We start from the raw sequence: 25,736 nt of genomic DNA, 5'->3' as shown, positions 1-25,736 counted from the left end.
TGGTTCATCGTTCGACTTGCATGTGTTAAGCACGCCGCCAGCGTTCGTCCTGAGCCAGGATCAAACTCTCCGTGAATGTTTACCGGTAATCCGGTTCAACACCACGAGAGCGGTGCGAGAGGAGGAATAGTCCCCTCGCACACAGCGTCCTCGCTGTGTTTGTTTCAAAGGAACCTCGACCATCGGAATGTTCCGACGGACGGGGTATCAACATATCTGGCGTTGACTTTTGGCACGCTGTTGAGTTCTCAAGGAACGGTCGCTTCCTTTGTACTCACCCTCTCGGGCTTTCCTCCGGGCGCTTCCCTTCGGTCTTGCGTTTCCGACTCTATCAGATCTTTTTCCGATCCGATTTCCTCGGTGCTTTCCAGGTTCCCGCTCTCGCGTTTCCCTTTCCGGCGGTTCTGACTCTATCAGATCCTTTCGGATCCGATTCCCGGTCAGTCGGGGCTGTCTTCGCGGCTGTTGGGCCGTTCCGACGAGTGAGACTTTAGCGGATTCGCGGCTCCCGAGCTAATCGGGGGCTGCGTTCTCTCGAACGCGGAATCCTCATTTCGTAAATACGCATGCCAATGACACGACGGCAGACAGACCGACTGTCGTCGAGTAGTGGTTGGTACTTGCGGAATGGCTGTCCGGGGACCGACCGGAGTCGGCGCTCACGTCGGACAACTCGGAGAACACTACGGATCGGGCAGGGGCGTGTCAACTTCGCTCCGGACGACACCCTCGGGGCGTACCCTGAGTCGCATGACGACGCGTACGTGTACCCAGCTGTGGTGGGCCGCCTGACGGCGGCCGTACTCACGTATGCACTCAACGGCCGCCGCCTCGGCGGCCGTTCTCGTATCTCCCTCCAGAGGGTCGGCCGGCCGGGGACGGCGGCCTCGACCAGGAGGTGGAGAAGAGATGACGCGGGTGTTCAGCGGGGTCAAGCCGACCGGGCATCTGACGCTGGGTAACTACCTGGGGGCCATGCGGCGGTGGGCCGACGTCGATCAGCACCAGGCCGACGCGCTGTTCTGCATCGTCGATCTGCATGCGCTGACCGTGGACCACGATCCGGCGCGGGTGCGCAGGCTGAGTCGGCAGGCGGCGACGTTGTTGCTGGCGGCGGGGCTGGATCCGGAGTTGTGCACCGTCTTCGTGCAGAGCCATGTGGATGAGCACGCGCGGCTGTCGTATGTGCTGGAGTGCGTGGCCACCGATGGCGAGATGCGGCGGATGATCCAGTACAAGGAGAAGGCCGCGCGCGAGCGGGAGCGGGGCGGGAGTGTGCGGCTGTCGTTGCTGACGTATCCCGTGCTGATGGCGGCGGACATCCTGGCGTACGGGGCCGAGGAGGTGCCGGTCGGGGACGATCAGACGCAGCATGTGGAGCTGACGCGGGATCTCGCCGTGCGGTTCAACCAGCGGTACGGGCACACCTTCGTGGTGCCTCGGGCCACGCATCCGCGGGTCGCCGCCCGGGTGATGAATCTGCAGGACCCGACGTCGAAGATGGGCAAGAGCGAGGACTCCGGGCCGGGGATCGTCTATCTGCTCGATGAGCCGGATGTCGTGCGGAAGAAGGTCATGCGGGCCGTGACCGACAGCGGGCAGGAGGTCGTGTACGACCCGGCCGCGCAGCCGGGGGTGGCGAATCTGCTGGAGATTCTGGCGGCGTGCACGGGTGGGAACCCATCGGACCTGAGCGGTGTATATGAGTCGTACGGCGCTTTGAAGTCAGCCACGGCGGAGGCCGTGGTCGAGGTCCTCAAGCCCGTACAGGAGAGGCACAGGGAGCTGTGCGCGGATCCTGGCTATGTGGAGGGGGTGCTGCGGGATGCGGACCGGGCTCGGGCGATGGCGCGGCCGACCGTGGATGCCGCGTATCGGGCGATCGGGTTGCTGCCGGCCGCTGAGGGTGCGGCCGCGGATATCCGCGTGACGGTGTAGGGGCGCCTGTTGGGAGTGGTGCTGGGCCGCCCCTGGGCGGGGTCGGCCCAGCGCGTCAGGCGTTGTTGCCGGAGGCGAGTGCGCGGCTGCGGTCGCGGGCGGCTTCGAGTGCGGCGATGAGGGCGGCTCGTACGCCGTGGTTCTCGAGTTCGCGGATGGCGTTGATGGTGGTGCCGGCGGGGGATGTCACGTTCTCGCGCAGCTTGACGGGGTGTTCGCCGCTGTCGCGGAGCATCGTCGCGGCGCCGATCGCGGACTGGACGATCAGGTCGTGGGCCTTGTCGCGGGGCAGGCCCAGGAGGATGCCGGCGTCCGTCATGGCTTCGACCAGGTAGAAGAAGTACGCCGGGCCGGAGCCGGAGAGGGCGGTGCAGGCGTCCTGCTGGGACTCGGGGACGCGGAGCGTCTTGCCGACGGCTCCGAAGATCTCCTCGGCGTGGGCGAGGTCGGCTTCGCTGGCGTGGGTGCCGGCGGAGATGACGGACATGGCCTCGTCGACGAGGGCAGGGGTGTTCGTCATGACACGGACGACCGGAGTGCCGGGGGCCAGGCGCTCCTCGAAGAAGGAGGTGGGGATGCCGGCGGCTCCGCTGATGATCAGGCGGTCGGCGGGGACGTGCGGGGCGAGTTCGTCGAGGAGGGTGCCCATGTCCTGCGGCTTGACCGTGAGGATCAGGGTGTCGGCGGTCTTGGCGGCTTCCGCGTTGGTGACCGGGGTGACTCCGTAGCGGGTGCGGAGTTCTTCGGCTCGTTCCGCGCGGCGGGCCGTCACCAGGAGGTCGGCCGGGGCCCAGCCGCCGCGGATCATTCCGCTGAGCAGGGCTTCGCCGATCTTGCCGGTGCCGAGGACTGCGACTTTCTGGGTCATGGCTGGGGTGCCCTCCGGGGGTTGCGTCGTCCGGGTTCATCCTCGCACCGGGGGCGGCCTTTGAGGTGGCGTGTCCGGTGGGCGGGACGGGCCGGACCGGCGGGAGGCCGGCTCGTGCGTGCCGCATCGGCCGCCCGGGCGGTCATGCCGTCCTGCGTCGCAGGGTCGCCGCGCCCAGGCCCAGGACCAGCAGGGCGCAGCCCGCCACGATCAGGGCGTCGCGCACGAAGGTGGCGGTCATGTCGGTGTGCTTGAGGACTTCGTTCATGCCGTCGACCGCGTAGGACATCGGGAGGACGTTGGAGATGGCCTCGAGGGCGGGGTGCATGTTGTCGCGGGGAGTGAAGAGGCCGCAGAGGAGGAGCTGGGGGAAGATCACGGCCGGCATGAACTGGACGGCCTGGAATTCGGAGGCCGCGAAGGCGGAGACGAAGAGACCGAGGGCGGTGCCGAGCAGCGCGTCGAGGAGGGCCACGAGGAGGAGCAGCCAGGGGCTGCCGGTGACGTCCAGGCCGAGGAACCAGAGGGCGAGTCCCGTGGCCAGGGCGGACTGGATGATCGCGAGGGCGCCGAAGGCGAGCGCGTAGCCGGCGATCAGGTCGGCTTTGCCGAGGGGCATGGCGAGGAGGCGTTCCAGGGTGCCTGAGGTGCGTTCGCGCAGGGTGGCGATGGAGGTGACCAGGAACATCGTGATCAGCGGGAAGATCCCGAGGAGGGAGGCACCGATGTTGTCGAAGGTGCGCGGGCTGCCGTCGAAGACATAGCGCAGTAGGAACAGCATCACGCAGGGGATCAGGATCATCAGCGCGATGGTGCGCGGGTCGTGGCGGAGCTGGCGCAGGACCCGGGCGGCGGTGGCGGCGGTGCGGGCGGGGTTCAGGGCGCCGGTGGGGGCGGGCCGGAGCGTCGGGGTGGCGCTCGTCGTGGTGGTCATCGTGTGGTCTCCTTCGCTCCGGCGGCCGCGGTCGCCTCGTCGACCAGGTGCAGGAAAGCCTCTTCGACCGTCTCGGAGTGGGTGCGGGTGCGGAGGGCGTCGGGGGTGTCGTCGGCGAGGATCCGGCCCTCGCGCATGAGGAGGAGGCGGTGGCAGCGCTCGGCCTCGTCCATGACGTGGGAGGAGATGAGGAGGGTGGCGCCGCGGGAGGCGGCGATGTCGTGGAAGAGCTGCCAGAGGTCGCGGCGCAGGACCGGGTCCAGGCCGACGGTCGGTTCGTCCAGGACGAGGAGTTCGGGGGTGCCGAGGAGGGCGACGGCCAGGGAGACGCGGCTGCGCTGGCCGCCGGAGAGGTTGCCGGCGAGGGCGTCGGCGTGGCTGGTGAGGTCGACGTCGGCGAGGACGCGATCGACGTCCTGGCGCCGGTCGGCGGCCGTGTGGCCGGGGTCGAGGATCGCGGCGAAGTAGGCGAGGTTCTGGCGGACCGTCAGGTCGTCGTAGACGGAGGGGGCTTGGGTGACGTAGCCGATGCGGGTGCGCAGGGAGGGGTGGCCGGCGGGACGGCCGAGGACGTCGAGGGTGCCGGTGACCTTGGCCTGGGTGCCGACGATCGCTCGCATGAGGGTCGACTTGCCGCAGCCGGACGGGCCGAGCAGGCCGGTGATCTGGCCGCGGGGGACGGTGAAGCCGAGGTCGCGGAGTACTTGGCGGGGGCCGCGTACGACGTTCAGGGCCTCGGCTCGGACGGCGGGGGAGGCAGGGGGGTCGGATCGGGCGGAGGAGTAATTCATCATGCGATGAATATCCTCCCCGCGAGAGTGAGCCGTCAAGCGCCGAGAGGGGGAGAGGTCAGGAGGTGGGGGCGACGAGGAGGTCCACGTCGTAGGTCTCTTCGACGATTCCGTCCGGGAAGGTGTCGAGAAGGAGCTGCTTCTCCTCGGCGAGGAAGGCGGTGCTCGCCTCGGGGCCGTGGACCAGGAAGATCGAGTGGCTGCCGATGTTCGCCAGGTGGGTGTCGATCGGGATGCGCCGGCTCCAGCGGATCTTGCGGCGGGTGAAGGTGAGGCGGCCGGTGGGGTCCGCCAGGGCGGCTCGGGCGCCGCTGCCGTTCTGCTCGACGGCGGGGTGGATGCCGAAGCGGCGAGCGATACGGCGGGTCTGCGCCGCGTGCCAGGGGACGTCGAGCGGGGTGGTGTTCCACCACAGGGCGAGCGCGCCGCCGGGGCGCAGGACGCGCAGCGCCTCCGGCGCCGATCGGGCGGGGTCGGTCCAGTGCCAGGCCTGGGCGTAGGTGATGAAGTCGGCGGAGGCGGTGGCCACGGGGAGGGCGTTGCCGTTGCCGCGGACGATGGGTATGCCGGGGCGGGTGCGGCGGAACTGGGCCGCCATGCCGTCGCCGGGTTCCACGGCGAGGACGTCGGCGCCGCGCTGGCGGAGGAGGGCGGTGGCGATGCCGGTGCCCGCACCCACGTCGACGACGCGCGCGCCGGTGAGGGGGCGGTCGGTGAGTTCCTCGATCGCGTCGAAGAGGGCAGGCGGGTAAGAGGGGCGGTTCGCGGCGTACTGGGCTGCGGCGGCGTTGAAGGAGCGGGCGCGGTCGGTGTGGGAGGGGGTCGTCATACGGTCATGGTGGTCCTGGTGGGTGCGGTGTGCACCGAGTTTGGCGGGATGCCTCCCAGTGGCGGGGCGGGGGATGTCCGCGACGGCCTGCCCGGGGGTGGGGGGTCAGGTGCGGCGGCGCTTCTTCGACGGGTTGCCGGTGCGGCGGGTGGTGCGGTTTTCGTGCTGTTCGCGGGCCGCCTCGTATTCCTCGCGGTGGAGTTTCTCGCCGGGCGCCTCGATGAGGGAGCGGAAGAAGTAGGCGAGGAGGGAGCCGACGAAGCCGATCATGAGGAGGCTGCGGAGGCTGGCGTGGCGGTCGGGATCGGGGCGCTTGGTGAAACCGACCCACGTGTGCCGGAAGGCGAGGGCGCTGCACACCGCGAACATCACCACCACCAGGACGGTGACGAAGCCGCCGACGGCAGCGATCTGGATCCCCTCGTAGGCGAAGCGCAGGACCAGGCAGGAGGCGGCCGCGGTGGCGAGCGAGCCGGCGGCCACTCCGATGCGGCGGGCGGTGTAGCCGCCGGTGTGGTCGACCCAGGTCGTGCCGAAGAAGCGGAGGGGCTCGGGGCGGGGACCCGTGGAGCCCGCGGGGATGTCCGGGGTGCCGTTCTTCTCGCTCACGCGTCGATTATGGCTCCGGTACGGCCGCGGGCTCCGTACGGGTCAGGAGCAGCGCGGACGGACGTAGCCGTCGCTGCCGGTGTTCACATAGGCGTCCGCGACGTACTCGCCGTTGTCGATGTTGTCCCAGATGTTCGACGTGCCGTAGGGACCGGTCACCCATGTGCCCGGCGTCTGGCAGTAGATCGGGATCATGGCGCCCTCGGGCAGGACGCGGACGATGGCGTACTGGGTGCCGGGGCCCCGGCGGACGTTCAGGCGGACGCCCGGCGCGACCGGGTAGTAGCGCACCGCCGTGGTCGTGACCGCCGTGACGGCCGGCGTCGTGACGGCCTCTGTCCCGCCACCCTCGGCTTCTGCGGCTCTCTCGACCTCTTCAACGCGGTCCAAAGACATGACAAACCTCCCCCGTTGATCCCCATGACGCCCATGGGGTCCCGTTGATTCCCCTAAATCACGCCACGCACACATGTGCGTGTTGGGAACAGGGAGGCTAGCAAGCCGCCTCTGCCTCGCACGAGTCATCGACTAGGCTCCGTGCGTCGCGCGCGCGGACGAACAGCACGGGGGTGGTCCCATGGCGCCACAGCAGAACGCCGGAGCGGGCGCGGAAGCGGAACTTCCGGAGTACGCCGGTCACTACCGCTTGGACTCGCGCCTGGGATCCGGCGGCATGGGCATCGTCCATCTGGCGCGGAGCACCTCGGGCATGCAGCTCGCGGTGAAGGTCGTGCATGCCGAGTTCGCGCGGGATCCCGAGTTCAGAGGGCGGTTCCGGCAGGAGGTGGGCGCGGCGCGCAGGGTGAGCGGTGCCTTCACCGCACCTGTGGTCGACGCCGATCCGGAGGCCGAACGGCCGTGGATGGCCACCCTGTTCATCCCCGGTCCGACGCTCTCCGACCACGTGAAGCGGAACGGTCCGATGGAACCGGCGCAGCTGCGGCGGCTGATGGCCGGGCTGGCGGAGGCGCTGCGCGACATACACCGCGTCGGCGTGGTGCACCGGGACCTGAAGCCGAGCAATGTGCTGCTCGCCGACGACGGGCCGAAGGTCATCGACTTCGGCATTTCCCGGCCAAAGGACAGCGAACTGCGGACCGAGACCGGGAAGTTGATCGGTACGCCGCCGTTCATGGCACCCGAACAGTTCCGGCGGCCACGGGAGGTCGGGCCGGCCGCCGACATCTTCGCGCTCGGGTCCGTGATGGTGCACGCGGCGACGGGGCGGGGGCCGTTCGACTCCGACAGTCCGTACGTCGTCGCCTACCAGGTCGTCCATGACGAGCCGGACCTGGCCGGCGTACCGGCGAATCTGGCGCCGCTCGTGCTGCGGTGCCTCGCCAAGGAACCCGAGGACCGGCCCACGCCCGACGAGTTGATGCGGGAACTGCGGTCGGTTGCGGCGTCGTACGACACACAGGCGTTCATTCCGGCGCAGCGGTCCAGTGAGAAGCCGCCTGAGCCGGAGGCCGATACGGAGTCCGGGTCGGAGGCGGAGTCCGGGTCGGGTTCGGGTGGCCCGGAGCGGTCCGGAGGGCCGGCCGGGAGGCGTCGGCGCGGGCTGCTCGCCCTCGGGGCCGGGGCGGTCGGTGTCGCCGCGGTCGTCGCGCTGGCCTCCGTGCGGCTGCTCGGCGGTGCGGACCCGGCACCGCGGCACGAGAGCGCGCCGACCACGTCGTCCGGGTTCCGCGCGTGGACTGCGGCACCCGCGCCCAAGAAGGGCACGCCGCACTGTTCGTACGGTGCCGGGAAGGTGCTGTGCGCCCAGACCGGGCTCCTCTTCGCGCTCGACCCGCTGGACGGCCGGCTGCTGTGGCGGCACCCCGTCGAAGCGTCGGACGTGAACGAAGCGCCGGCCGTGGCGGGCGGCCTCGTACACCCGGCGTCGGGGCAGGGCAGTCGGCTGGAGGCGCTCGATCCCGCCACGGGCAAGGTGCGTTGGCAGCAGGATGTGCCGGCGTACGGCGGGCTGACGGCCGTCGGCGGCATGCTGCTGCTCACCGCCGCCGACGGCACGGTCACCGGCGTGGACGGTGCTTCGGGCGACACGAAGTGGACCCGACGCCTGCCGGGGCAGAAGGCGCCGTACTTCGTCTCGTTCGCCGGAGATCCGCTGGCGTACACGACGAGCACGTCCGACGACGGGTCGAGCACACGGGTCACCGCGGTGGACCCGGCCACGGGTGACGTGCGCTGGGACGCCCGGCTGGACGGGACGCTGGAGCTCGTCGGTACGTCGGAGGGGGCGGCCTTCTTCGTCTCCGCCGAGGGCGTCTACAGCGACGCCCGGGCCGTCGTCCGCTACTCCCCCGACGACCGGACCTCCAGGCGTGTGGCGCTGCGCCTCCCTCTCCTGCAAGCGCACGGCAACGTACGGGGGAACGTCGTCCACCTCATGGGCGGCGACGGTTCGCTGGTCGCCGTCGACATGAGCGCACGCAAGCCGCTCTGGGATCTGCAGACGTCCGTGCTGCGGACGTCGTCGCCCGTCTCCGACGGCCGTCACGTGTACCTCACGGCCCCCGACGGCCGGCTGCTGGCCGTGGACGCCCGGGACGGCAGCCTCCTGGGCCAGACGCCGCCACGGCTCGGCGCGGAGGACCGGCTGTCGCCCGACCTGCCCGAGCCCGTGCTCGCCGACGGCCATGTCTATGCGGCCGCCCCCGACGGCACCGTCTTCGCCGTGGACGCCCGCGACCCGTCGGCCTGGTGACAGAGCCGGCGGGCCAGTGACGGACCCCTCGGCCCCATGACAGGCGAAGGGCCGCCTCCCGAGGAGACGGCCCCTGCGCTACGGGCGTCGGCCCGGCATCCTTCGCGGGCGGCTCAGCCCAGCTTGGTCACATCCCGCACCGCGCCCTTGTCCGCGCTGGTCGCCATCGCCGCGTACGCCCGCAGTGCCGCCGAGACCTTGCGGTCGCGGTTCTTCGGGGCGTACGCCCCGTCCAACGCCTGCTCACGGCGCGCGAGTTCCGCCTCGTCGACGAGCAACTCGATCGAGCGATTCGGGATGTCGATGCGGATCCGGTCGCCGTTCTCGACGAGGGCGATCGTGCCGCCGGACGCGGCCTCCGGGGAGGCGTGGCCGATGGACAGGCCCGAGGTGCCGCCGGAGAAGCGGCCGTCGGTGATCAGGGCGCAGGTCTTGCCGAGGCCGCGGCCCTTGAGGAAGGACGTCGGGTAGAGCATCTCCTGCATGCCGGGGCCGCCCTTGGGGCCCTCGTAGCGGATGACGACGACGTCCCCGTCGGTCACCTGCTTGTTGAGGATCTTCTCGACGGCCTCCTCCTGCGACTCGCAGACGACCGCCGGGCCCTCGAAGGTCCAGATGGACTCGTCCACGCCGGCCGTCTTCACCACGCAGCCGTCGACGGCCAGGTTGCCCTTGAGGACCGCGAGGCCGCCGTCCTTGGAGTACGCGTGCTCGACGCTGCGGATGCAGCCGCCCTCGGCGTCCTCGTCGAGCGCCTCCCAGCGCTCGGACTGCGAGAAGGCCTCCGCCGACCGGACGCAGCCTGGGGCGGCGTGCCACAGTTCGACGGCCTGCGGCGAGGGCGACCCGCCGCGCACGTCCCAGGTCTTCAGCCAGTCCGCGAGGGACGGGCTGTGGACGGCGTGCACGTCCTCGTTGAGCAGGCCGCCGCGGTGCAGCTCGCCCAGCAGGGCCGGGATGCCGCCCGCGCGGTGCACGTCCTCCATGTAGTACGTGCGGTCCTTGGCGACGTTGGGCGCGACCTTGGCCAGGCACGGCACCCGGCGGCTGACCGCGTCGATCTGCTCCAGCCCGAACGGGACGCCCGCCTCCTGGGCGGCGGCCAGCAGGTGCAGGATCGTGTTGGTGGAGCCGCCCATGGCGATGTCGAGGGCCATGGCGTTCTCGAAGGCCGCGAAGGTGGCGATGGAGCGCGGCAGGACCGTGTCGTCGTCCTGCTCGTAGTAGCGGCGGGTGATGTCCATGACCGTCTGGGCGGCGTCGACGTACAGCTGCTTGCGGGCCGTGTGGGTGGCGAGCACGGAGCCGTTGCCGGGCAGGGACAGGCCGATGGCCTCGGTCAGGCAGTTCATCGAGTTGGCCGTGAACATGCCGGAACACGAGCCGCAGGTCGGACAGGCGTTCTCCTCGATACGGAGGATGTCCTCGTCCGAGATCTTGTCGTTCACCGCGTCGGAGATCGCGTCGACCAGGTCGAGCGTGCGGACCGTGCCGTCGACGAGGGTGGCGCGGCCGGACTCCATGGGGCCGCCGGAGACGAAGACCGTGGGGATGTTGAGCCGCAGGGCGGCGTTCAGCATGCCCGGGGTGATCTTGTCGCAGTTGGAGATGCAGATCAGGGCGTCGGCGCAGTGGGCCTCGACCATGTACTCGACCGAGTCGGCGATCAGGTCGCGGGAGGGCAGGGAGTACAGCATGCCGCCGTGGCCCATCGCGATGCCGTCGTCGACGGCGATCGTGTTGAACTCGCGCGGGATGCCGCCCGCCTCGCGGATCGCCTCGCTGACGATCCGGCCGACCGGCTGGAGGTGGGTGTGGCCCGGGACGAACTCGGTGAAGGAGTTCGCGACGGCGATGATCGGCTTCCGGCCGATGTCCGCACCGGGTACACCGGAGGCGCGCATAAGGGCGCGGGCGCCCGCCATGTTGCGGCCGTGGGTGACTGTGCGGGACCTCAGCTCGGGCATCGTCGCTCGCTCCTTCAGAGAGTGCGATCAGAGACTTCTGACTGCTAACGAGCGTACGCCGCTCTTCCAGGGGTCGGGACGAGGTGTCCGGAATACGGGACGCATGTCTCGCGGAACAGCCGGCCGCACACGGCCCGCAGCCGTCGGCAGCGGCTCGTCCGCCGCTGGGTGCGTCAGCGACCGGTGAGGTGTCCCTGCACCACCGGCGCCACCCGCGCGATGATCTGCTCCACGTCCGCCGACGCGATCGGCTCGATCTTGATGACGTAGCGCATCATCGCGACGCCGACCAGCTGGGCGGCGGCCAGCTCGGTGCGCAGCTCCGCGTCCGGGGCGTCTATCTCGCCGGCGATGCGGCGCATCAGCTGGGCGGAGACGAGGCGGCGGAACACGGCGGCCGCGGCCTCGTTGTTGACGGCCGACCGGACGATCGCGAGCAGCGGCTTGCGGGTCACCGGGTTCTCCCAGAGACCGAAGATGACGCGGGTCATCCGCTCGCCGACGTCGTCGAGAGGGCCCTCCAGCACGGCGTCGCGCACCTTCAGGGCGGGGGCGAACGCAACCTCGACGGAGGCTTCGAAGACCTGTTCCTTGGTGCCGAAGTAGTGGTGCACCAAGGCCGAGTCGACCCCGGCCGCCTTGGCGATGCCACGCACGGACGTCTTCTCGTAGCCACGCTCGGAGAACTCCTCGCGGGCCGCGCTCAGGATGCGGTCGCGGGTGTCGGCGGCTTCCGTACGAGGGGGCCGGCCGCGGCGTCGGGAGCCCACCCCGCCCCGGCCCGAGGTGGTGCCGGTCATGGCCGCGGCACCTTCACCGACGAGGCCAGATGCAGCCGCGTGAAGGCGAGGGCCTCGGCGAGGTCGGCCTCGCGTTCGGCGCTGGACATCGCGCGTCGGGTGTTGACCTCGATGACGACATGGCCGTCGAAGCCGTTCAGGGCGAGCCGCTCCAGCACCTCGGCGCAGGGCTGGGTGCCGCGGCCCGGGACCAGGTGCTCGTCCTTGGCCGAGCCCCTGCCGTCCGCGAGATGCACATGGCCCAGCCGGTCCCCCATGCGGTCGATCATGTGCAAGGCGTCGGTGCGGGCGGTCGCCGTATGGCTGAGATCGATCGTGAAGTGCCGGTAGTCGTCCTTCGTCACGTCCCAGTCGGGGGCGTACGCGAGCATCTCGCGGTCGCGGTAGCGCCACGGGTACATGTTTTCGACGGCGAACCGCACATCCGTCTCGTTCGCCATCCGCCAGATGCCGGCGACGAAGTCGCGCGCGTACTGGCGCTGCCAGCGGAAGGGCGGGTGTACGACGACCGTGGAGGCGCCCAGCTTCTCGGCCGCCGCCTGGGCGCGCTGGAGCTTGGTCCAGGGGTCGGTGGACCACACGCGCTGGGTGATCAGCAGGCAGGGGGCGTGGACGGCGAGGATCGGGATGCGGTGGTAGTCGCTGAGCCGGCGCAGCGCCTCCATGTCCTGGCTGACCGGGTCGGTCCACACCATGACCTCGACACCGTCGTATCCGAGGCGCGCGGCGATCTCGAAAGCCGTCGCCGTCGACTCCGGATAGACGGAGGCCGTCGACAGGGCGACCTTCGCATCCGGGATGCGCACCACTGGTTCTGCCACGAGGGACAGAGTACGGGGCAGGGCTGGAGGCCGGGGAATGGATGGGCGTCGGCCCGCCATGGGGGCGTCGGGGTGGTCGGGGCCCGCGAACTGGGCATACGCCCGGGGGGCTGGAGCAGGGCCCGGGCGGACAGTGTGGCGGGGTTCACGACGCCCCCGGTGCGGACGAGGGCCCGCTGAGGGCTGCCCGAAACGCGCCGTCAGCCCACCGTCAAGTGATCCAGCTTCCGCAGGATCACGCCCTCCCGCAGCGCCCAAGGGCAGATCTCCAGCGTCTCGACGCCGAACAGGTCCATCGCCCCCTCGGCCACCAGGGCCCCCGCGAGCAACTGCCCCGCGCGGCCCTCCGAGACGCCCGGCAGTTCCGCTCGCTGGTCGGAGGTCATGCCTGCCAGCCGGGGGACCCAGGCCTCCAGGGACTCCCGCTTCAGGTCGCGCTGGACGTAGAGGCCCTCGGCGGAGCGGGCGGCGCCGGCGAGGCGGGCCAGCTGCTTGAAGGTCTTGGAGGTGGCGACCACGTGATCGGGGGCTCCGAAACGGCTGAATTCGCCGACCGTGCGGGCGATCTGGGCCCGGACATGGCGTCGCAGTGCCCGTATGTCGTCCGGATCGGGCGGGTCGCCGGGCAGCCAGGCGGCGGTCAGCCGTCCCGCGCCGAGCGGCAGCGACACCGCCGCGTCCGGCTCCTCGTCGATGCCGTACGCGATCTCCAGGGAGCCGCCGCCGATGTCCAGTACCAGGAGCTTGCCGGCCGACCAGCCGAACCAGCGCCGGGCCGCGAGGAAGGTCAGCCGGGCCTCCTCCTCGCCGCTGAGAACCTGCAGCTCGACCCCGGTTTCGTCCTTCACGCGCGCGAGGACGTCATCGGCGTTGCTGGCCTCCCGCACCGCGGACGTCGCGAACGGCAGGACCTCCTCGACACCCTTGTCCTCGGCGGCCTGCAGCGCCTCGTGGACGACGCCGATCAGCTTGTCGACGCCCTCGGGACCGATGGCGCCGCTGTCGTCGAGGAGTTGGGCAAGGCGCAGTTCCACCTTGTGCGAGTGGGCGGGCAGGGGGCGCGCGCCGGGGTGCGCATCCACCACCAGCAGATGCACCGTGTTCGATCCAACGTCGAGGACACCGAGTCTCATGTACGGAACGCTACTGCCACCTGGGCGATCCTCCGCCCTCGAAGGCGCAGGTACGGACGCCGTACCCTGGACCCGTGCCAAAGACGAAAAAGGCGAAGAACGACAAGACGGCCAAATCCGCCACGGGTTCTTCGCAGGCAAAGGCAGCCACGAAGTCGAAGCAGCCCAAGAAGGGTTCCCCGGAGCCGGACGAGAAGGGGCTCGACTTCGCGCGTGCGTGGGTGGAGTTCCCTGATCCGGCGGACGACGAACAGGTCTTCCGCTGTGATCTGACATGGCTGACCTCCCGTTGGAACTGCATCTTCGGCAGTGGCTGCCAGGGGATCCAGGCGGGCCGCGCGGACGACGGCTGCTGCACGCTGGGCGCGCACTTCTCCGACGAGGACGACGAGAAGCGGGTCGCCGAACATGTGGCGAGGCTCACGCCGGAGATCTGGCAGCACCACGACGAGGGCATGGAGCACGGCTGGGTCTCGGAGGACGAGGACGGCGACCGCCAGACCCGCCCGTACCAGGGCTCGTGCATCTTCCAGAACCGGCCCGGCTTCGCCGGCGGCGCGGGCTGCTCGCTGCACATCCTCGCCCTGAAGGAGGGCCGCGAGCCGCTGGAGACCAAGCCGGACGTCTGCTGGCAGCTGCCGATCCGGCGGACGTACGACTGGATCGACCGGCCCGACGACACCCGGGTGCTCCAGGTGTCGATCGGCGAGTACGACCGCCGCGGCTGGGGCCCCGGCGGTCACGACCTGCACTGGTGGTGCACGTCGGCGACCTCGGCGCACGGCGCGGGCGAGCCGGTGTACGTCTCCTACCGGGCGGAGCTGACGGAGCTGATGGGCAAGGCGGGCTACGACCGCCTGGTCGAGCTGTGCGAGGCACGGCTGGCGTCGCAGCTGCCCTTGCTGGCACCGCATCCGGCGGACCCCGTCGACTAGGAGGCGCGGGCGGCCGGCGCGCGGGGCCCTCACACCGGCCCTACGACACCGACGGACTCGGGTCGCCGCTGCCGCCGGCCGGCGGCGGGCTCCCCGGGGAGGGCGGGCCGGACGGCGAGGGGTCGCCGGCCGTGGGGGTCGGGTCGGTCGACGAGGGCGGCGGCTCGCTGGGCACGGGGTCGGGCGGGGCCGAGGTCGTCGGGGTCGGGTCGGGGTCGGAGGACGAAGGCGGGGGGCTGCCCGGGGTTCCGGGGTCGGTCGGATCGCCGGGGTGGGTGGGATCGGTGGGATACGGGTCCGGGTCGGGGCCGTGTCCCGGGTCGGACGGGCCGGGCGCGGTGCCGTAGCCCTCGATGGAGACGAGGGTGCCGGCGGGTGAGACCGCCACCCGTGCGCTCCAGTGGCCGGACGGCTCGCGCAGATGGTCGACGTACACCTTGATCGTCAACGACTCGCCGGGCGCCAGGGTTCCCGTCGACCGGCTCAGATAGAGCCAGTGCGCGCCGGTGGTCGCGGACCAGCGCACCGGCGTGCGCCCCGTCGCCGTCAGGGTGACGAGCGTGGTGTCGCCGCTGTGGCCGGCCGTCACCTCCAGGTGACCGGTGCCGCGCGCGCCGCCGACGCTGATGACCTCCACCGAGACGTCCGGCTTGTCACGGCTGCCGAAACGGTCACCCCGTTCGGGGCTCGCGTTGCCCGCGTTCTCGTAGCCGCCGTCCGCCGTTTCTCCGTCGAGGCTGCCGGGGCCGTGCCCCTCGCTCGCGCTCACCGAATGGCCGTCGACACCCTCGCCGGTCGGGGTGCCCCGGTAGGCGGCCCACAGGGCGAGGACCGGGGCGGCGACGACGGTGGCGACGACGGTCGTGGTGACGGCACGCGCGCGTAGCCGGTCCCTGCGGGCGGCACGATCCTTCGGGTCCATCGGGAAGCCGCGCCGGTCGAAGCGCGGCACGGCGACGCCCCGCGCGCGCGGACGGTGCGCCATGGCCGTGTGCAGGGCCGCGCGGGGCGCCTCCAGGACGGGCAGCTCGGCGGGGGTGACGGTCGCGCCGGGCCACCTGCCCGGGACCGCGCGCTCGGCGGTGCGACGGCAGCGCGGGCAGTCGTCGACGTGCCGGACGAGCTCGCGGCGCAGAGCCGAGCCGATCACGAGCTGGTTGTCGCCGGTGAGCCGGGCGACGCTCGGGCAGGCGCCGGTCTCGACGACGGCGAGGGCCGCGCGCGTGCGCTCGACCTCGCAGGCGGCGGAGGCGAGCAGATCGCGGGCCGCGGCCAGGTCCATGCCGAGGACTGCGGCGACCTCGTGGGCGGCGAGGTGGTGGCGTACGGCGAGTTCGAGGGCCTCGCGCTGCTCCGGGGTGGTGCCGGCGGCCTCCGGCCAGGCCAGCAGGGCGAGTTCGCGGCGCCGCTGCTCCTGGACCTCCTCGGAGACGGGCGGCTTCCCGGACTGCGCCCCCGTCTGCCGGTGGGAGTGGTGCCGGCCCGCCGCATGGCTGCTCTGACGTTTCTGCTTGGCCTCGGCCAGCTTGCGCAGACACGCCCAGCGGGCCAGCGCGTACAGCCAGGGCCGCCGGTCCGCGGCGGCCTCCGGGACGCGTTGCCCGCGCCGCTCGGCGAGGGCGAGGGCGTCGCCGAGGGCGGCGGTGGCGGCGTCGTGGTCGCACAGCACGGACAGGCAGTAGGTGAACAGCCCGTCCAGATACGGCTCGTAGCGCGCGGGCGGCCGCTGCGCGACCGTGCGCGCCGTCGCGCGATCACGCGCCTCCCGGTGCGCTCGATGCGCGCCGGTGGTGCGGGTCGAGGTTTCCGGACTGCTGCTCATCATTGGTGGACCGTAGGGGGCCCGAGGTGGCGCCTTCTTGCCGCTTTAGCGGTTTTAATCCATACGGGTGAAACGATCCCTCAATCGGGGACCGGGGCGCCTGACTCCGTGGCTTGTGCATGACGAGTCCGGGCGTACGGGGTTGTCAGTGGCCTCGGTTACGGTTCTTCGCATGGCTGCCCGTACGAAGACCACGAAGGACCGCCCGTCCTACCGCTGCACGGAGTGCGGCTGGCAGACGGCCAAGTGGCTCGGCCGCTGCCCCGAGTGCCAGGCATGGGGGACGGTCGAGGAGTACGGCGCGCCCGCGGTCCGTACGACGGCGCCGGGGCGCGTGACGACATCCGCGCTGCCCATCGGCCAGGTCGACGGGCGGCAGGCGACCGCGCGGTCCACCGGCGTGCCCGAGCTGGACCGGGTGCTCGGCGGCGGTCTCGTGCCCGGCGCCGTCGTCCTCGTCGCGGGCGAACCCGGCGTCGGCAAGTCCACGCTGCTGCTGGACGTGGCGGCCAAGTCGGCGAGCGACGAGCACCGCACGCTCTATGTCACCGGTGAGGAGTCGGCGAGCCAGGTCCGGCTGCGCGCCGACCGGATCGGCGCCCTCGACGACGACCTCTATCTCGCCGCCGAGACGGATCTGGCCGCCATCCTCGGTCACTTGGACGCGGTGAAGCCGTCGCTGCTCGTCCTCGACTCGGTGCAGACGGTCGCCTCCCCGGAGATCGACGGCGCACCCGGCGGCATGGCCCAGGTCCGGGAAGTGGCCGGTGCCCTGATCCGGGCGTCCAAGGAGCGCGGGATGTCCACCCTCCTGGTGGGCCATGTCACCAAGGACGGCGCCATCGCGGGGCCGCGGCTGCTGGAGCATCTGGTGGACGTGGTGCTGCACTTCGAGGGCGACCGGCATGCCCGGCTTCGCCTGGTTCGCGGGGTCAAGAACCGTTATGGGGCGACCGACGAGGTCGGCTGCTTCGAGCTGCACGACGAGGGCATCACGGGCCTTGCCGACCCGAGCGGACTCTTCCTGACCCGTCGTGACGAACCGGTTCCCGGCACCTGTCTGACCGTCACCCTGGAGGGCCGCCGCCCCCTGGTCGCCGAAGTGCAGGCGCTGACGGTCGACTCACAGATCCCGTCCCCGCGCCGCACCACGTCCGGCCTGGAGACCTCGCGCGTGTCGATGATGCTGGCCGTGCTGGAGCAGCGGGGCAGGATCAGCGCGCTCGGCAAGCGGGACATCTACTCCGCGACGGTCGGCGGGGTGAAGCTGTCGGAGCCCGCGGCCGACCTCGCCGTCGCCCTCGCCCTGGCCTCCGCCGCCAGCGACACCCCCCTCCCGAAGAACCTCGTCGCGATCGGCGAGGTGGGCCTCGCGGGCGAGGTCAGACGGGTCACGGGCGTGCAGCGCAGGCTCGCCGAGGCGCACCGGCTGGGCTTCACGCACGCGCTCGTACCGGGCGACCCGGGCAAGATCCCTCCCGGCATGAAGGTGCTGGAAGTGGCCGACATAGGGGACGCCCTCCGGGTCCTTCCGCGCTCCCGTCGCCGAGAGGCCCCACGGGACGAGGAGGACCGCCGGTAGACTTTGCCCTGGTCTCGCCCGTGCGTACGAACCGAAGGTGCGAAACGGGAGCGCCCCAGAACCTGCGACCGGAGGAGTGCAGTGGCAGCCAACGACCGGGTAGCAGCTCCCGGAAAGTCCGGTGGGAGTGCCGGTTCCGATGGCCTGATGCGCGCCTCGCTGAGCGCCGTGGCTCCCGGCACGGGCTTGCGTGACGGACTGGAGCGGGTACTGCGCGGCAACACCGGCGGACTCATCGTGCTCGGCTTCGACAAGACCGTGGAGACGATGTGCACGGGTGGATTCGTCCTGGATGTCGAGTTCACGGCGACACGGCTGCGGGAGCTGTGCAAGCTGGACGGCGGCATCGTGCTGTCGTCCGATCTGTCGAAGATCCTGCGGGCGGGTGTCCAGTTCGTGCCCGACGCGACGATCCCGACGGAGGAGACGGGCACCCGGCACCGTACGGCGGACCGGGTCAGCAAGCAGGTCGGCTTCCCGGTCGTCTCGGTCTCCCAGTCGATGCGGCTGATCGCCCTCTACGTGGACGGGCAGCGCCGCGTCCTGGAGGACTCCGCGGCGATCCTCTCCCGTGCCAACCAGGCCCTGGCCACCCTGGAGCGCTACAAGCTCCGCCTGGACGAGGTCGCGGGAACGTTGTCAGCGCTGGAGATCGAGGACCTGGTGACGGTCCGCGACGTCTCGGCGGTGGCCCAGCGGCTGGAGATGGTGCGGCGCATCGCGACCGAGATCGCCGAGTACGTGGTGGAGCTGGGCACGGACGGCCGCCTTCTGGCGCTGCAGCTGGACGAGTTGATCGCGGGTGTGGAGCCCGAGCGTGAACTCGTGGTGCGCGACTACGTCCCCGAGCCGACGGCCAAGCGGTCCCGCACGGTCGACGAGGCGCTGTACGAGCTGGACGCGCTGACCCACGCGGAGCTGCTCGAAATGCCCACGGTGGCACGGGCGTTGGGCTACACCGGGTCACCGGAGGCGCTGGACTCGGCGGTGTCTCCGCGGGGCTTCCGCCTGCTGGCCAAGGTGCCGCGGCTGCCGGGGGCGATCATCGACCGGCTGGTGGAGCACTTCGGGGGGCTGCAGAAGCTGCTCGCCGCGAGCGTGGACGACCTGCAGACCGTGGACGGCGTGGGCGAGGCCCGGGCCCGGAGCGTGCGGGAAGGGCTGTCGCGGCTGGCGGAGAGCTCGATTCTGGAGCGGTACGTCTAGTAAGCGGAGCGGCGTTCATCGGTACTCGGCGTTTGTGCTGAGGCCGGGGCGTTGCGCAGCCCGGCGCTGCGGGTGCCGCCTGCGCCCACCCGTGCCGCCCCAGCGGCACGACTGCCCGCAGGCTGCGTAGGCAATGCGAGGGGTCCGCTAGTCGTTCTCCAGCACGAACGACGTCTGGGCCGTCCCGAACCCCGGGGTCTTCGCCTCCACCAGATACGTCCCCGGCCCGGCCGCCCCGGCCGAAGGCGTCGCGCACTGGGGAGCGCTGGCGTTGCGGTCCCACTTCACGGTGTACGTGATGCTGGAGCCGGCCGGCACCCGGAACGGCAGGCTGCCGGCGACCTCGGGGCAGTCGGCGGAGGACCAGAAGTCGTCCTCGGCTCCCGCCTGGGTGATCGTCACCACCGCGTTCTTCGGGCCGAGGTCGACCTTGCAGTCGTAGGTGGAGGAGTTCGTCGCGGTCAGCAGCAGGGCGGGCGTCTCGCCGGGCTCGTACGCGTTGTGCAGGCTCCGCACGGTCAACTTGATCTGGCCGCCGACGCAGTTGGGCAGCGTGGAACCCGCGGCGACCGTGTCGTCCACGCCGACACCGCTGCCCGAGCCGCCACCCGCGGCTCCGCTGCCCGAACTTGCCGACCCGCCGGAGTCCCCGGACCCGCTGCCGTCCCCGGCTCCCGTGCCGGACCCGGAGCCGTCGCCGGATCCCGAGCCACCGGAGTCCCCACCGCCGGTCGACTCGTCGCGCCCGCCCGGCGCCTGACTGATCGCCGGCCCCGAGCCCGACGGGCCCGGCGTGATCGTCGAGGGTGAGGGGTTCTTGCCGTCGGATCCGCCCACGTTGTTCTTGTCGCCTCCGCCGCCCGACGCGAGGACCCACGTGGCCAGCAGCGCCAACAGGGCGACCACGGACAGCAGTACGGCCCTCCGTCGCCAGTAGATGGAGGAGGGAAGCGGCCCGACCGGATTGCGCAGAGATCCCACGGCGCAAACTGTACGAGAGATCGGTGCGTTAGCTTGCCCCACCCGCCGCCGAGGGCCGCAACTTTTCCGGATCATCATCCCGGACATCACCCGCCGGCGGCCGCTCCACCCCTGTCTTCCGTCAGGGCCGACATCTGCCGATCGCGGGATGTGACGGTATCGGGCCTCCGCCTACGGTCCGTGACCATGGACTTCGAGGACGACGAGCTGTACCGCGAGATCACCGACCATGCCCACGACACCCCAACGTGGGTACAGCACACCGCGGAGATATGGACGGAGGCCGGACTGCTGCTGTTCGCCGCGCTGTTCGTCACCGTGTGGTGGCGGGCCCGGCGCGACAGCTCCCGTGCGTTCGCGATCGCGGGCCTTGCACCTCTGGCCACGGCTGTGGCGTACGTCGGCAGTGAGCTCCTCAAGTCCGTTGTCGCGCAGGACCGTCCGTGCCGGGCGGTGCCGGAAGCGACCGCCCCGCTCAGCGCGTGCCCGCCGCCCGGAGACTGGTCCTTCCCCAGCAACCACGCCACCATCGCGGGTGCCGCGGCCGTCACGCTGGCCCTGACCGGCCGCGCCCTGCTGTGGCTGACGGCCCCACTGGCCCTCCTGATGGCCTTCTCCCGCGTCTTCGTCGGCGTCCACTATCCGCACGACGTCGCCGCGGGCCTCGCTCTCGGCGCGGTCGTGGCGGTGGCCGCCGTAAGGCTCGGCACCCGTCCGGCGGTCCGGCTGACCGAGGCGATGCGGGCCTCGTCGGCGCCTGCTGCACGGTGGTTCACGGGTCCGGGACCGGAGCGCGTCCCTTCGTCCGACATGCGCTGAGCCTCACGACTCCACCAGCCCCGCCTCGTACGCCACGATCGCCGCCTGCACCCGGTTGCGCACCCCCAGCCGGTCGAGCACCGCGCTCACATAGCCCTTCACCGTGCCCTCGACGAGGTGCAGCCGGGCGGCGATCTCCGGGTTGGACAGGCCCGCGCCGACCAGCCCGAGCACCTCACGCTCACGCGGGCTGAGCTCGGCCACGCGCGCGCGTGCGGCGGTCTCACGGCCCAGGCGCCCGTCGCTGCCGCCCAGCCCGTCGATGACGTACCGCGCGACCTTCGGCGACAGGAAGGCGGCACCGCCCGCCACGGCCCGTACGCCCGCGATGAGTTCGTACGGGTCCCCCGACTTCAGCAGGAAGCCGGTGGCACCGCCACCCAGCGCGCGGGCCACGTACGCCTGTTCGGAGAAGGTGGTGAGCATCGCCACGGCCGTATGGGGGACGGTCCGTACGATCTCCTCCGCGGCGGCGAGACCGTCCAGGCGGGGCATCCGGATGTCCAGCAGGGCCACGTCCGGCCGGTGCGCCCGGGCCAGCTCGACCGCCTCACGACCGTCGCCCGCCTCCGCGACGACCTCGGTCTCACCGCCGCTCGCCAGGATGGCGCGCACACCGGCCCGCACCATCGCCTCGTCGTCGGCCAGCAGTACGCGGATCACCGTACGAACTCCTCGTCCTGGGAAGGGCGCTGGGGCAGGTCCGCTCTCGGAATGACGTCCTTGGCGACCAGCCGCCCCGCGTTGTCGAAGCAGAGCCGGAAGTGGTCGACGGAGACGAGGAGTTCGCCGCTCGCGCGGTAGTAGCGGCACTCGCTGCCGGTCGAGGGCGGTGCGGGCGCGCGCTCCACGGGCGCGTCCCGCACGGTGCGCTCCGGCAGGACGTCCGCGAGGTCGCCGACCGTGGCGCCCAGCCTCAGCTCGGCGTAGGACGCGGGCGGCAGCACCGAGTGGGTCTCCGTGTACGCGTACCAGGAGAACGCCCCGCCGAGGAGCACGAGGCCCGCGCCGAGGGCGGTTGCGAAGGCGAGGGCGACGCGGCGGCGGGCGCGGGTGAAGGGGGCGTACGGGGCGGGCGGCGCGGCCGGGGCCGGGGCCGACCGTGCGGGCGTGGCCGTGGCCTCCTCGGGGACGTACGCCCGCACCCGGAATCCCTGCCCGCAGGGACCGGCCTCGAAGTCGCCGCCGACCGCGGTGACGGCGGCACGCAGGGCCTGGAGTCCGGTGCCGCCGGAGGACGGGACGCCAGGCCCCGAGCCCCGTCCGCTGGTCACGGTGACCGTCACGCCCTCGGCGCCTCTTTCCGCGGCCACGGTGACTTCGGCGCCCGGTGCGTGCCGGGCGGCGTTGGTCAGTGCCTCGCGGACCACCCGGTACAGGACCCGCTCCGCGACCCCGCCGGCCGGCCGTCGTGCCGGCGTACGGTCCTCCGCCGGCTCCCATCGCACCGGCAGCCCCGACTCGGCGGCCCGTGCGACGAGTTGCTCGACGGTCTCGCCCGGCGGGGTCAGGGAGGGCGGCTCGTCCTCCTCCCGCAGCACGCCGATGACGCGGTGCAGCCGTTCGGTGGCGTCGGCGGCGGCCGCGCGCAGGTCGGCGGCGGCGGTGCGGTGGTGGTCCGGGAGGTCCGGGGCGACCTGGAGGGCGCCCGCACGCAGCGCGATCAGGCTCAGCTCGTGGCCCAGGGAGTCGTGCATGTCCTGGGCGATCCGGGCCCGTTCGCGCAGCCGGGCGCGCTCCTCGGCGATCCGCTGCTCGCCCTCCAGACGTGCGGCCCGCGTCCAGCCCGCCTCGGCCAGCTGACGGCTCTGCCGCCAGGAGCGGCCGCCGAGCCAGGGAAAGACGCAGCCGAAGAGCACCGTGCCCGTCAGCACCACCCATTCCGCCGCCGGGTCGACCCCCAGCAGGGCGATCCTCGCCGTACCGAGACAGCCGACGGCCCCGAAGACGACCGCCGCCGGGCGGCCCCGGTCCGCACGCAGGCCGAGCAGCAGTGCGAAGACGGCGAGCGCGGGGCCGTAGGAGACGGTGAACAGGGCGGGGGCCGCGGCCAGGCTCAGTACGGCCGTCAGCGCGAAGGCGGCCAACGGCCGGCGCCGGGCCACGGCGACCGCGGCGGCCAGCACCACCAGCCCCGCCACCTGCTGCTCCAGGGCACGCGGCTCGTTCATGCCGAGCCGGTCGGCCGTCAGCGCCGGCACTGCGAGGGCGGCCCACAGGAGGCAGGCACGCCGGAGAGGAGGACGTTCCATCCGCCCGACGCTACAAGCGGGGGACGGGGCGCCACTGCTGCCGATCGTCAGGTGCGGAACGGCATCCGCAGCGTGCGGCGGCCTCCGGACACCTCAGCCACAAACGCACCGGCACCCGCCGCCTACCGACCCCGCCGCCACCGGCATGGCAGGATCGGAAAGGCCATGACTGCGCCCACAAAGCCCTCACCCGACAGCACCGCCGACGTCAACGCCCTCTCCGGCTCCGCCCTCGGAGGGAACCTGCACAGCCCGGTGATCGACTGGTTCGACGAAAACGCCCGCGACCTGCCCTGGCGGCGCCCCGAGGCCGGCCCCTGGGGCGTGATGGTCAGCGAGTTCATGCTGCAGCAGACGCCCGTGAACCGCGTCCTGCCCGTCTACGAACAGTGGCTGTCCCGCTGGCCCCGTCCCGCCGACCTCGCCAAGGACGCCCCCGGCGAGGCCGTCCGCGCCTGGGGCCGGCTCGGCTACCCGCGCCGCGCGTTGCGGCTGCACGGTGCCGCCGTCGCCATAGCGGAGCGGCACGGCGGGGACGTACCGACGGACCACGCCCAGCTGCTCGCGCTGCCCGGCATCGGCGAGTACACGGCCGCGGCGGTCGCCTCCTTCGCCTACGGCCAGCGCCACCCCGTCCTGGACACCAACGTCCGCCGGGTCTTCGCACGCGCCGTCACCGGCGTGCAGTACCCGCCGAACGCGACCACGGCCGCGGAACGCAAGCTGGCCCGCGCCCTGCTGCCCGACGACGAGGACGTCGCCGCCCGCTGGGCCGCGGCCTCCATGGAGCTCGGCGCGTTGGTGTGCACCGCCAAGAACGAGTCGTGCCACCGCTGCCCGATCGCCGACCGCTGCGCCTGGCGGCTGGCCGGGAAACCGGAGCACGAAGGGCCGCCCCGCCGCGGTCAGACGTACGCCGGTACCGACCGCCAGGTGCGCGGCAAGCTGCTCGCCGTACTCCGCGAGGCCCACGCACCCGTCCCGCAGGCGGCCCTCGACCGGGTGTGGCACGAGCCGGTGCAGCGCGCCCGGGCTCTGGACGGCCTCGTCGCGGACGGTCTGGTGGAGCCGCTGCCCGGCGGGACGTACCGGCTGCCCCTGACCTGACGACCTGACGCATAGTCACATCACAGCTCCGCCGCCTCTGTGACAGCGAACAGACAGCAGTCGCACGGCCACCGCACGGCCACTACCCCTACCAAATCACCCCATACCCATCCCAACCCGACCTCCGTTTTGTCCCTTTCCTGATTCCGTTACACAACCGACGGACAGCCGAGCGCTGGCCGCAGGCTGCTTCGGACAGCCCCGTGACAACGCCTCCGTAGCTTCATTTCCGTACCCGACAGACGGGGACGACCACGAAGCACAGGCAGTGAGACCGACGGCGAACAGACCGGCGGACACGGGGAATCGGAGGCGGTCAACATGGCGCAGGGCGAGGTGCTCGAGTTCGAGGAGTACGTCCGCACCCGGCAGGACGCGCTGCTGCGCAGCGCCCGCCGGCTGGTCCCGGACCCGGTGGACGCCCAGGACCTCCTCCAGACGGCGCTGGTGCGGACGTACCACCGCTGGGACGGCATAGCGGACAAGCGGCTCGCGGACGCCTACCTGCGCCGCGTGATGATCAACACGCGGACCGAGTGGTGGCGGGCGCGGAAGCTGGAGGAGGTGCCGACCGAGCAGCTCCCGGACGCCTCGGTCGACGACTCCACCGAGCAGCACGCGGACCGCGCCCTGCTGATGGACATCATGAAGGTGCTCGCACCCAAGCAGCGCAGTGTCGTGGTGCTGCGACACTGGGAGCAGATGTCCACGGAGGAGACGGCCGCCGCCCTCGGCATGTCGGCCGGAACGGTCAAGAGCACGCTGCACCGGGCGCTCGCCCGGCTCCGCGAGGAGCTGGAGTCCCGCGATCTGGACGCACGCGCGCTGGAGCGTGAGGAGCGGGAGCGTTGCGCGGCCTAGGCACGACGGCGGGCGGCACCGGGCGCACGGACAGGGGTGACAGGGGCAGCGACGGAGGTTCCGGGGAGACCGGACCCGAGCGCCCCGGACCCGTACCCGTCCGGGGGACCCTCCAGGCGGCGTTCACGGCGATGGCCGTGGTCGTCGCCCTCACCCTTTTCGTCTCCGGGTGCGGCACCGGCGGTACCGGCGCCCGCGACGAGGGGCCGGCGCACGACGACGCGATGGGCGGCAGGGCCGTCTCGTCATCGCTCGCGCCCGCGGCCTCGCCCTCCCCCTCCGCCGCCCCCGACCCCACGGAGGCCGTCCGCCTGGTCAAGGCGGACCCCGAGGTCTCGACGGAGGTCAAGCGCGAGCTGAAGCCGTGCGTGTCCGACGGCTATCCCGTCGACGTGACGTACGGCGACCTGACCGGCGGACCCGCGGACGACATCGTGGTCAACGTCCTGTCCTGCGGCGACCAGGTCGGTGTCGGCTCGTACGTGTACCGCGAACAGGGTGGCGCGTATCACAATGTGTTCAAGGCCGAGGAGCCCCCGGTCTACGCGGAGATCGACCGCGGCTACCTGGTGGTGACCCAGCAGGTGTACGCCAAGGACGACGCGCTGTCGAACCCGTCCAGCGAGAACGTGGTCTCATACCTGTGGACGTCCGGCCGCTTCGTGGTGGAGGACCGCACGCGCACCGACTACGGCAACCTCGGCGGGGGTGACGAGTCGGCGGCTTCCGACGGCTGAACTTCCCGAGACCACACATGGGCCCACCTAG

General features: G+C 71.7%; 23 protein-coding genes and 1 rRNA gene. 9 read left to right on the top strand and 15 right to left on the bottom strand.

Features of this window, described 5'->3' with window-relative positions:
* Nucleotides 1–76 (bottom strand): 16S ribosomal RNA (locus tag ACIBU0_RS44400); the annotation flags it as partial.
* 833 nt (nucleotides 77–909) lie between these two features.
* Between ACIBU0_RS44400 and trpS the strand changes: the two genes are divergently transcribed.
* Nucleotides 910–1,938, top strand: coding sequence for a tryptophan--tRNA ligase (gene trpS / locus ACIBU0_RS44395; RefSeq protein WP_398830610.1), 1,029 nt, complete (start codon nucleotides 910–912; stop codon nucleotides 1,936–1,938).
* A 55-nt stretch (nucleotides 1,939–1,993) separates the two neighbouring features.
* On the opposite strand, the gene proC is transcribed toward trpS, so the two are convergent.
* The 6 genes from proC to ACIBU0_RS44365 all read right to left on the bottom strand — a co-directional run bounded on the left by proC (nucleotide 1,994) and on the right by ACIBU0_RS44365 (nucleotide 6,365).
* The gene (proC, locus tag ACIBU0_RS44390) at nucleotides 1,994–2,806 is read right to left on the bottom strand and encodes a pyrroline-5-carboxylate reductase (protein ID WP_398830608.1); all 813 of its coding nucleotides are present in this window, start codon (nucleotides 2,804–2,806) and stop codon (nucleotides 1,994–1,996) included.
* A gap of 142 nt (nucleotides 2,807–2,948) precedes the next feature.
* Complete coding sequence (locus ACIBU0_RS44385; RefSeq protein ID WP_398830606.1) at nucleotides 2,949–3,740, bottom strand: ABC transporter permease; 792 nt, start codon at nucleotides 3,738–3,740, stop codon at nucleotides 2,949–2,951.
* The gene (locus ACIBU0_RS44380) at nucleotides 3,737–4,534 is read right to left on the bottom strand and encodes an ABC transporter ATP-binding protein (RefSeq protein WP_398830604.1); all 798 of its coding nucleotides are present in this window, start codon (nucleotides 4,532–4,534) and stop codon (nucleotides 3,737–3,739) included. Before ACIBU0_RS44380 ends, ACIBU0_RS44385 begins: the two co-directional genes overlap by 4 nt.
* Nucleotides 4,535–4,589: 55 nt before the next feature.
* Complete coding sequence (locus tag ACIBU0_RS44375; protein ID WP_398830602.1) at nucleotides 4,590–5,360, bottom strand: class I SAM-dependent methyltransferase; 771 nt, start codon at nucleotides 5,358–5,360, stop codon at nucleotides 4,590–4,592.
* Between the two features lie 105 nt (nucleotides 5,361–5,465).
* On the bottom strand, nucleotides 5,466–5,969 hold the full coding sequence (locus ACIBU0_RS44370; protein ID WP_398830600.1) for an EamA/RhaT family transporter: 504 nt from the start codon (nucleotides 5,967–5,969) through the stop codon (nucleotides 5,466–5,468).
* Nucleotides 5,970–6,011: 42 nt separating this feature from the next.
* Entirely contained in the window at nucleotides 6,012–6,365 is a 354-nt protein-coding gene (locus ACIBU0_RS44365) for an SH3 domain-containing protein (RefSeq protein ID WP_398830597.1), read from the bottom strand.
* A 181-nt stretch (nucleotides 6,366–6,546) separates the two neighbouring features.
* On the opposite strand from ACIBU0_RS44365, the gene ACIBU0_RS44360 reads away from it, so the two are divergent.
* Nucleotides 6,547–8,682, top strand: coding sequence for a serine/threonine-protein kinase (locus ACIBU0_RS44360; protein ID WP_398830594.1), 2,136 nt, complete (start codon nucleotides 6,547–6,549; stop codon nucleotides 8,680–8,682).
* Between the two features lie 113 nt (nucleotides 8,683–8,795).
* On the opposite strand, the gene ilvD is transcribed toward ACIBU0_RS44360, so the two are convergent.
* From ilvD to ACIBU0_RS44340, 4 genes are all read right to left on the bottom strand, one after another.
* On the bottom strand, nucleotides 8,796–10,649 hold the full coding sequence (gene ilvD, locus ACIBU0_RS44355) for a dihydroxy-acid dehydratase (RefSeq protein WP_398830592.1): 1,854 nt from the start codon (nucleotides 10,647–10,649) through the stop codon (nucleotides 8,796–8,798).
* Between the two features lie 173 nt (nucleotides 10,650–10,822).
* Nucleotides 10,823–11,449, bottom strand: a complete 627-nt coding sequence (locus tag ACIBU0_RS44350) for a TetR family transcriptional regulator (RefSeq protein WP_398830590.1) — start codon at nucleotides 11,447–11,449, stop codon at nucleotides 10,823–10,825.
* On the bottom strand, nucleotides 11,446–12,270 hold the full coding sequence (locus ACIBU0_RS44345) for a sugar phosphate isomerase/epimerase family protein (RefSeq protein ID WP_398830587.1): 825 nt from the start codon (nucleotides 12,268–12,270) through the stop codon (nucleotides 11,446–11,448). The genes ACIBU0_RS44350 and ACIBU0_RS44345 overlap by 4 nt, the downstream gene beginning before the upstream one ends.
* 200 nt (nucleotides 12,271–12,470) lie before the next feature.
* Nucleotides 12,471–13,403, bottom strand: coding sequence for a Ppx/GppA family phosphatase (locus ACIBU0_RS44340; protein WP_398830585.1), 933 nt, complete (start codon nucleotides 13,401–13,403; stop codon nucleotides 12,471–12,473).
* A 74-nt stretch (nucleotides 13,404–13,477) separates the two neighbouring features.
* Here ACIBU0_RS44340 and ACIBU0_RS44335 point away from each other — a divergent pair, with 74 nt between their 5' ends.
* Complete coding sequence (locus ACIBU0_RS44335) at nucleotides 13,478–14,338, top strand: hypothetical protein (RefSeq protein WP_398830582.1); 861 nt, start codon at nucleotides 13,478–13,480, stop codon at nucleotides 14,336–14,338.
* A gap of 40 nt (nucleotides 14,339–14,378) precedes the next feature.
* Here the strand turns inward: ACIBU0_RS44335 and ACIBU0_RS44330 are convergent, their stop codons facing one another.
* The gene (locus ACIBU0_RS44330; RefSeq protein WP_398830579.1) at nucleotides 14,379–16,163 is read right to left on the bottom strand and encodes a hypothetical protein; all 1,785 of its coding nucleotides are present in this window, start codon (nucleotides 16,161–16,163) and stop codon (nucleotides 14,379–14,381) included.
* Between the two features lie 169 nt (nucleotides 16,164–16,332).
* Here ACIBU0_RS44330 and radA point away from each other — a divergent pair, with 169 nt between their 5' ends.
* Nucleotides 16,333–17,742, top strand: coding sequence for a DNA repair protein RadA (radA, locus tag ACIBU0_RS44325; protein WP_398830576.1), 1,410 nt, complete (start codon nucleotides 16,333–16,335; stop codon nucleotides 17,740–17,742).
* 81 nt (nucleotides 17,743–17,823) lie between these two features.
* On the top strand, nucleotides 17,824–18,948 hold the full coding sequence (gene disA / locus ACIBU0_RS44320; protein ID WP_398830574.1) for a DNA integrity scanning diadenylate cyclase DisA: 1,125 nt from the start codon (nucleotides 17,824–17,826) through the stop codon (nucleotides 18,946–18,948).
* Between the two features lie 147 nt (nucleotides 18,949–19,095).
* Here the strand turns inward: disA and ACIBU0_RS44315 are convergent, their stop codons facing one another.
* Entirely contained in the window at nucleotides 19,096–19,929 is an 834-nt protein-coding gene (locus tag ACIBU0_RS44315) for a hypothetical protein (RefSeq protein ID WP_398830571.1), read from the bottom strand.
* 186 nt (nucleotides 19,930–20,115) lie between these two features.
* Between ACIBU0_RS44315 and ACIBU0_RS44310 the strand changes: the two genes are divergently transcribed.
* Nucleotides 20,116–20,748 (top strand): phosphatase PAP2 family protein, encoded by a 633-nt coding sequence (locus ACIBU0_RS44310; RefSeq protein ID WP_398830569.1) that lies wholly within the window; start codon nucleotides 20,116–20,118, stop codon nucleotides 20,746–20,748.
* Between the two features lie 3 nt (nucleotides 20,749–20,751).
* Here the strand turns inward: ACIBU0_RS44310 and ACIBU0_RS44305 are convergent, their stop codons facing one another.
* Nucleotides 20,752–21,411: a response regulator gene (locus ACIBU0_RS44305; RefSeq protein ID WP_398830567.1), complete on the bottom strand. Its 660-nt coding sequence runs from the start codon at nucleotides 21,409–21,411 to the stop codon at nucleotides 20,752–20,754.
* Entirely contained in the window at nucleotides 21,408–23,000 is a 1,593-nt protein-coding gene (locus tag ACIBU0_RS44300) for a sensor histidine kinase (protein WP_398830564.1), read from the bottom strand. Before ACIBU0_RS44300 ends, ACIBU0_RS44305 begins: the two co-directional genes overlap by 4 nt.
* A 165-nt stretch (nucleotides 23,001–23,165) precedes the next feature.
* On the opposite strand from ACIBU0_RS44300, the gene ACIBU0_RS44295 reads away from it, so the two are divergent.
* From ACIBU0_RS44295 to ACIBU0_RS44285, 3 genes are all read left to right on the top strand, one after another.
* Nucleotides 23,166–24,107 carry an A/G-specific adenine glycosylase gene (locus tag ACIBU0_RS44295; RefSeq protein WP_398830561.1) on the top strand — a complete coding sequence of 314 codons (942 nt, stop codon included), beginning with the start codon at nucleotides 23,166–23,168 and terminating at the stop codon, nucleotides 24,105–24,107.
* Between the two features lie 321 nt (nucleotides 24,108–24,428).
* Nucleotides 24,429–24,968 (top strand): SigE family RNA polymerase sigma factor, encoded by a 540-nt coding sequence (locus tag ACIBU0_RS44290; RefSeq protein ID WP_003999062.1) that lies wholly within the window; start codon nucleotides 24,429–24,431, stop codon nucleotides 24,966–24,968.
* A 131-nt stretch (nucleotides 24,969–25,099) separates the two neighbouring features.
* Entirely contained in the window at nucleotides 25,100–25,705 is a 606-nt protein-coding gene (locus ACIBU0_RS44285; RefSeq protein WP_398830618.1) for a hypothetical protein, read from the top strand.
* The last annotated feature ends 31 nt before the right edge of the window (nucleotides 25,706–25,736 follow it).

This window comes from Streptomyces sp. NPDC049627 (assembly GCF_044465645.1).
Taxonomy (GTDB): Bacteria; Actinomycetota; Actinomycetes; order Streptomycetales; family Streptomycetaceae; genus Streptomyces.
This window is presented reverse-complemented; position numbering and strand designations above follow the sequence as displayed.

What these genes read in the sequence shown, in the direction of transcription:
- ACIBU0_RS44285 (WP_398830618.1), top strand. Translation starts at nt 25,100, where the DNA reads ATGGCCGTGGTCGTCGCCCTCACCCTTTTCGTCTCCGGGTGCGGCACC.
- ilvD (WP_398830592.1), bottom strand. Translation starts at nt 10,649, where the DNA reads ATGCCCGAGCTGAGGTCCCGCACAGTCACCCACGGCCGCAACATGGCG.
- trpS (WP_398830610.1), top strand. Translation starts at nt 910, where the DNA reads ATGACGCGGGTGTTCAGCGGGGTCAAGCCGACCGGGCATCTGACGCTG.
- ACIBU0_RS44375 (WP_398830602.1), bottom strand. Translation starts at nt 5,360, where the DNA reads ATGACGACCCCCTCCCACACCGACCGCGCCCGCTCCTTCAACGCCGCC.
- proC (WP_398830608.1), bottom strand. Translation starts at nt 2,806, where the DNA reads ATGACCCAGAAAGTCGCAGTCCTCGGCACCGGCAAGATCGGCGAAGCC.
- ACIBU0_RS44295 (WP_398830561.1), top strand. Translation starts at nt 23,166, where the DNA reads ATGACTGCGCCCACAAAGCCCTCACCCGACAGCACCGCCGACGTCAAC.
- ACIBU0_RS44380 (WP_398830604.1), bottom strand. Translation starts at nt 4,534, where the DNA reads ATGATGAATTACTCCTCCGCCCGATCCGACCCCCCTGCCTCCCCCGCC.
- ACIBU0_RS44360 (WP_398830594.1), top strand. Translation starts at nt 6,547, where the DNA reads ATGGCGCCACAGCAGAACGCCGGAGCGGGCGCGGAAGCGGAACTTCCG.
- radA (WP_398830576.1), top strand. Translation starts at nt 16,333, where the DNA reads ATGGCTGCCCGTACGAAGACCACGAAGGACCGCCCGTCCTACCGCTGC.
- ACIBU0_RS44365 (WP_398830597.1), bottom strand. Translation starts at nt 6,365, where the DNA reads ATGTCTTTGGACCGCGTTGAAGAGGTCGAGAGAGCCGCAGAAGCCGAG.
- ACIBU0_RS44385 (WP_398830606.1), bottom strand. Translation starts at nt 3,740, where the DNA reads ATGACCACCACGACGAGCGCCACCCCGACGCTCCGGCCCGCCCCCACC.
- ACIBU0_RS44310 (WP_398830569.1), top strand. Translation starts at nt 20,116, where the DNA reads ATGGACTTCGAGGACGACGAGCTGTACCGCGAGATCACCGACCATGCC.
- ACIBU0_RS44340 (WP_398830585.1), bottom strand. Translation starts at nt 13,403, where the DNA reads ATGAGACTCGGTGTCCTCGACGTTGGATCGAACACGGTGCATCTGCTG.
- ACIBU0_RS44350 (WP_398830590.1), bottom strand. Translation starts at nt 11,449, where the DNA reads ATGACCGGCACCACCTCGGGCCGGGGCGGGGTGGGCTCCCGACGCCGC.
- ACIBU0_RS44290 (WP_003999062.1), top strand. Translation starts at nt 24,429, where the DNA reads ATGGCGCAGGGCGAGGTGCTCGAGTTCGAGGAGTACGTCCGCACCCGG.
- ACIBU0_RS44300 (WP_398830564.1), bottom strand. Translation starts at nt 23,000, where the DNA reads ATGGAACGTCCTCCTCTCCGGCGTGCCTGCCTCCTGTGGGCCGCCCTC.
- ACIBU0_RS44330 (WP_398830579.1), bottom strand. Translation starts at nt 16,163, where the DNA reads ATGATGAGCAGCAGTCCGGAAACCTCGACCCGCACCACCGGCGCGCAT.